This is a genomic window from Micromonospora sp. NPDC048843 (assembly GCF_040649965.1).
Taxonomy (GTDB): Bacteria; Actinomycetota; Actinomycetes; order Mycobacteriales; family Micromonosporaceae; genus Micromonospora; species Micromonospora hortensis.
Window position 1 is genome coordinate 1 of the sequence record NZ_JBEZGJ010000295.1, and the last position, 5,541, is coordinate 5,541.

Sequence of the window (5,541 nt, forward strand, 5' to 3'; positions counted from 1 at the left end):
CCCCGGTTGGGGTTCCACTGTGGTGGGGCTTCTGGTCGGTGTGTGGTTGTTCTTTGAGAACTCAACAGGGTGCTTGTAAAGCCAGTGCCAATTATGATTTATACCCCGGACTGGTCAGTTTTTGCTGGCTGGTTGGGATTCCTTTGGCAACATTTGTTTGTTGTCAGGATGCTGTTCAACTAATTTTTTGTTGGAGAGTTTGATCCTGGCTCAGGACGAACGCTGGCGGCGTGCTTAACACATGCAAGTCGAGCGGAAAGGCCCTTCGGGGTACTCGAGCGGCGAACGGGTGAGTAACACGTGAGCAACCTGCCCCAAGCTTTGGGATAACCCTCGGAAACGGGGGCTAATACCGAATATTACTTCTGGCCGCATGGCTGGTGGTGGAAAGTTTTTCGGCTTGGGATGGGCTCGCGGCCTATCAGCTTGTTGGTGGGGTGATGGCCTACCAAGGCGACGACGGGTAGCCGGCCTGAGAGGGCGACCGGCCACACTGGGACTGAGACACGGCCCAGACTCCTACGGGAGGCAGCAGTGGGGAATATTGCACAATGGGCGGAAGCCTGATGCAGCGACGCCGCGTGAGGGATGACGGCCTTCGGGTTGTAAACCTCTTTCAGCAGGGACGAAGCGAGAGTGACGGTACCTGCAGAAGAAGCACCGGCCAACTACGTGCCAGCAGCCGCGGTAAGACGTAGGGTGCGAGCGTTGTCCGGATTTATTGGGCGTAAAGAGCTCGTAGGCGGCTTGTCGCGTCGACCGTGAAAACTTGGGGCTCAACCCCAAGCCTGCGGTCGATACGGGCAGGCTAGAGTTCGGTAGGGGAGACTGGAATTCCTGGTGTAGCGGTGAAATGCGCAGATATCAGGAGGAACACCGGTGGCGAAGGCGGGTCTCTGGGCCGATACTGACGCTGAGGAGCGAAAGCGTGGGGAGCGAACAGGATTAGATACCCTGGTAGTCCACGCTGTAAACGTTGGGCGCTAGGTGTGGGGGGCCTCTCCGGTTCCCTGTGCCGCAGCTAACGCATTAAGCGCCCCGCCTGGGGAGTACGGCCGCAAGGCTAAAACTCAAAGGAATTGACGGGGGCCCGCACAAGCGGCGGAGCATGCGGATTAATTCGATGCAACGCGAAGAACCTTACCTGGGTTTGACATGGCCGCAAAACTCACAGAGATGTGAGGTCCTTCGGGGGCGGTCACAGGTGGTGCATGGCTGTCGTCAGCTCGTGTCGTGAGATGTTGGGTTAAGTCCCGCAACGAGCGCAACCCTCGTTCGATGTTGCCAGCGCGTTATGGCGGGGACTCATCGAAGACTGCCGGGGTCAACTCGGAGGAAGGTGGGGATGACGTCAAGTCATCATGCCCCTTATGTCCAGGGCTTCACGCATGCTACAATGGCCGGTACAATGGGCTGCGATACCGCGAGGTGGAGCGAATCCCAAAAAGCCGGTCTCAGTTCGGATCGGGGTCTGCAACTCGACCCCGTGAAGTCGGAGTCGCTAGTAATCGCAGATCAGCAACGCTGCGGTGAATACGTTCCCGGGCCTTGTACACACCGCCCGTCACGTCACGAAAGTCGGCAACACCCGAAGCCGGTGGCCCAACCCTTGTGGAGGGAGCCGTCGAAGGTGGGGCTGGCGATTGGGACGAAGTCGTAACAAGGTAGCCGTACCGGAAGGTGCGGCTGGATCACCTCCTTTCTAAGGAGCACCTTCCGACGAAAGTCGGTAAGGAGCCCGCACTGCCCGAATGTGGTGGTGGGGTGCTCGAATGGCGGAGACACTGGCAAGTTTTGCCCTGGCAACGGCCGGCGGCGCCTAGTACAGCCACTTCGGTGGTGGGAACGGTGGCTTCTGGTGCGGCTGGGGGAGAATGTGAGCACCCTGTTGGGTCCTGAAGGAACAACCATTGGTTGTTGTTTCAGAGACGCGCCGGCCTCCTGTGTGGGGGCTGGAAGTCTGCCAGGCATGGCCTGGCCCCACATACCGCTGGTCTGAGGATCGGGTTTTGGTGTGGGGCGGATCGGGTTGTGGGTTGGTCGTTTGTTGAGAATTGCACAGTGGACGCGAGCATCTTTGTGGTCAAGTTGTCAAGGGCGAACGGTGAATGCCTTGGCACCAGGAGCCGATGAAGGACGTGGGAGGCCGCGATAGGCCTGGGGGAGCTGTCAACCAAGCTGTGATCCCAGGGTGTCCGAATGGGGAAACCTGGCACCAGTCATGTGGTGTCACCCACACCTGAACACATAGGGTGTGTGGAGGGAACGCGGGGAAGTGAAACATCTCAGTACCCGTAGGAAGAGAAAACAATTTAGTGATTCCGTGAGTAGTGGCGAGCGAAAGCGGATCGAGGCTAAACCGGCTGCGTGTGATACCTGTCAGGGGTTGCGTGGTCGGGGTTGTGGGACCCTACTGAACAAGCTGACACTTGTTCGAGAAGTTACAAAGTCAGTGGCTAGTCGAACAGTCTGGAATGGCTGACCGTAGACGGTGAGAGTCCGGTAGGTGAAAGTTGCTGACCTTCTGTGGGTGTTCCCGAGTAGCGGCGGACCCCTGAAATCTGCCGTGAATCTGCCAGGACCACCTGGTAAGCCTAAATACTTCCTGGTGACCGATAGCGGACAAGTACCGTGAGGGAATGGTGAAAAGTACCCCGGGAGGGGAGTGAAATAGTACCTGAAACCGTTCGCCTACAATCCGTCGGAGCCTTGCGGGGTGACGGCGTGCCTTTTGAAGAATGAGCCTGCGAGTTAGTGGCATGTGGCGAGGTTAACCCGTGTGGGGGAGCCGTAGCGAAAGCGAGTCTGAATAGGGCGATTCAGTCGCGTGTCCTAGACCCGAAGCGGAGTGATCTAGCCATGGGCAGGCTGAAGCGCGGGTAAGACCGCGTGGAGGGCCGAACCCACCAATGTTGAAAAATTGGGGGATGACCTGTGGTTAGGGGTGAAAGGCCAATCAAACTCCGTGATAGCTGGTTCTCCCCGAAATGCATTTAGGTGCAGCGTCGCGTGTTTCTTGCCGGAGGTAGAGCACTGGATGGTCTAGGGGGCCCACAAGCTTACCGAAATCAGCCAAACTCCGAATGCCGGTAAGTGAGAGCGCGGCAGTGAGACTGCGGGGGATAAGCTTCGTAGTCGAGAGGGAAACAGCCCAGATCACCAGCTAAGGCCCCTAAGCGTGTGCTAAGTGGAAAAGGATGTGGGGTCGCATAGACAACCAGGAGGTTGGCTTAGAAGCAGCCACCCTTTAAAGAGTGCGTAATAGCTCACTGGTCAAGTGGTTCCGCGCCGACAATGTAGCGGGGCTCAAGCACACCGCCGAAGCTGTGGCATTCACATTTTATCCTCGCTTGGACTTGATTCCTTGTGCAGGTGTGTGGATGGGTAGGGGAGCGTCGTGCCGCGAGTGAAGCAGCGGGGTGACCCAGTTGTGGACGCGGCACGAGTGAGAATGCAGGCATGAGTAGCGAAAGAAGGGTGAGAAACCCTTCCGCCGGATGACCAAGGGTTCCAGGGCCAGGCTAATCCGCCCTGGGTGAGTCGGGACCTAAGGCGAGGCCGAGAGGCGTAGTCGATGGACAACGGGTTGATATTCCCGTACCCGCGAAAGAGCGTCCCTGATGAACCTCGTTGTGCTAACCACCCGAACTTGGTGAGGTCTTCGGACTGAGCTGAGGGAGCGTGGGAACCTGATGGGTAGTAGTCAAGCGATGGGGTGACGCAGGAAGGTAGCTGAGCCCGGCCGGTGGTTGTGCCGGGGTAAGCGTGTAGGCCGTGTTGTAGGCAAATCCGCAACACATGAAGGCTGAGACGTGATGCCGAGCCGATTCAGGTGAAGTCAGTGATCCTATGCTGCCGAGAAAAGCCTCTAGCGAGTTCTTAGCGGCCCGTACCCCAAACCGACACAGGTGGTCAGGTAGAGAATACCGAGGCGATCGGGCGAACTGTGGTTAAGGAACTCGGCAAATTGCCCCCGTAACTTAGGGAGAAGGGGGGCCGGAGACGTGAAGCCCCGCGCGGGTGGAGCGTTGTATGGCCGCAGAGAGCAGGGGGAAGCGACTGTTTACTAAAAACACAGGTCCATGCGAAGAAGTAATTCGATGTATATGGACTGACGCCTGCCCGGTGCTGGAACGTTAAGGGGACCTGTTAGCTCTTCGGGGCGAAGCGGAGAACTTAAGCGCCAGTAAACGGCGGTGGTAACTATAACCATCCTAAGGTAGCGAAATTCCTTGTCGGGTAAGTTCCGACCTGCACGAATGGCGTAACGACTTCCCCACTGTCTCAACCACAGGCCCGGCGAAATTGCAGTACGAGTAAAGATGCTCGTTACGCGCGGCAGGACGGAAAGACCCCGGGACCTTTACTATAGCTTGACATTGGTACTCGAATTAGCTTGTGTAGGATAGGTGGGAGCCGGTGAAGTCCATACGCCAGTATGGGTGGAGGCAATCTTGAAATACCACTCTGGTTGATTTGGGTATCTAACTTCGGACCGTTATCCGGTTCAGGGACAGTGTCTGGTGGGTAGTTTAACTGGGGCGGTTGCCTCCTAAAAGGTAACGGAGGCGCCCAAAGGTTCCCTCAGCCTGGTTGGCAATCAGGTGTTGAGTGCAAGTACACAAGGGAGCTTGACTGTGAGACTGACAGGTCGAGCAGGGACGAAAGTCGGGACTAGTGATCCGGCACTTGCGAGTGGAAGCGGTGTCGCTCAACGGATAAAAGGTACCCCGGGGATAACAGGCTGATCTTCCCCAAGAGTCCATATCGACGGGATGGTTTGGCACCTCGATGTCGGCTCGTCGCATCCTGGGGCTGTAGCAGGTCCCAAGGGTTGGGCTGTTCGCCCATTAAAGCGGTACGCGAGCTGGGTTTAGAACGTCGTGAGACAGTTCGGTCCCTATCCGCCGTGCGCGTAGGATACTTGAGAAGGGCTGTCCCTAGTACGAGAGGACCGGGACGGACGAACCTCTGGTGTGCCAGTTGTCCTGCCAAGGGCACGGCTGGTTAGCTACGTTCGGAAGGGATAACCGCTGAAAGCATCTAAGCGGGAAGCCTGCTTCAAGATGAGGTATCCCACCCACTTTGTGGGGTAAGGCCCCCAGCTAGACGACTGGGTTGATAGGCCGGAAATGTAAGCCCGGTAACGGGTTCAGTTGACCGGTACTAATAGGCCGAGGACTTGACTACTAAGCTGCTACGCGTCCACTGTGCAACTCTGAACAAGCGAACACCCGTGAATTTTGTGCCGGGGTTGTTTGATATGTTCATAGAGTTACGGCGGTCATGGCGGAGGGGAAACGCCCGGTTACATTCCGAACCCGGAAGCTAAGCCCTCCAGCGCCGATGGTACTGCACTCGTGAGGGTGTGGGAGAGTAGGACGCCGCCGGACAATCTTCCAGATTAGGCCACCCCCATCGGGGGTGGCCTAATCTGCGTTTCCGGTAAGCCCGACAAGGTCACGCTCGATCCTTGGTTGTAGTGGTATCCGCGCGTCCTGATGCCACTAACTACATCCAGGATGTTGCGCGGGCCTGCGG

3 rRNA genes are annotated in these 5,541 nt (G+C 57.4%); all 3 read left to right on the forward strand.

Annotation, left to right across the window (positions count from 1 at the left end):
- The first annotated feature begins 187 nt into the window (after window positions 1-187).
- Window positions 188-1,702 (forward strand): 16S ribosomal RNA (locus AB0C20_RS34900).
- 379 nt (window positions 1,703-2,081) lie between these two features.
- A 23S ribosomal RNA gene (locus tag AB0C20_RS34905) occupies window positions 2,082-5,190 on the forward strand.
- Between the two features lie 86 nt (window positions 5,191-5,276).
- Window positions 5,277-5,393 (forward strand): 5S ribosomal RNA (rrf, locus tag AB0C20_RS34910).
- The 16S, 23S and 5S rRNA genes sit together here, the layout of an rRNA operon.
- Window positions 5,394-5,541: the final 148 nt, after the last annotated feature.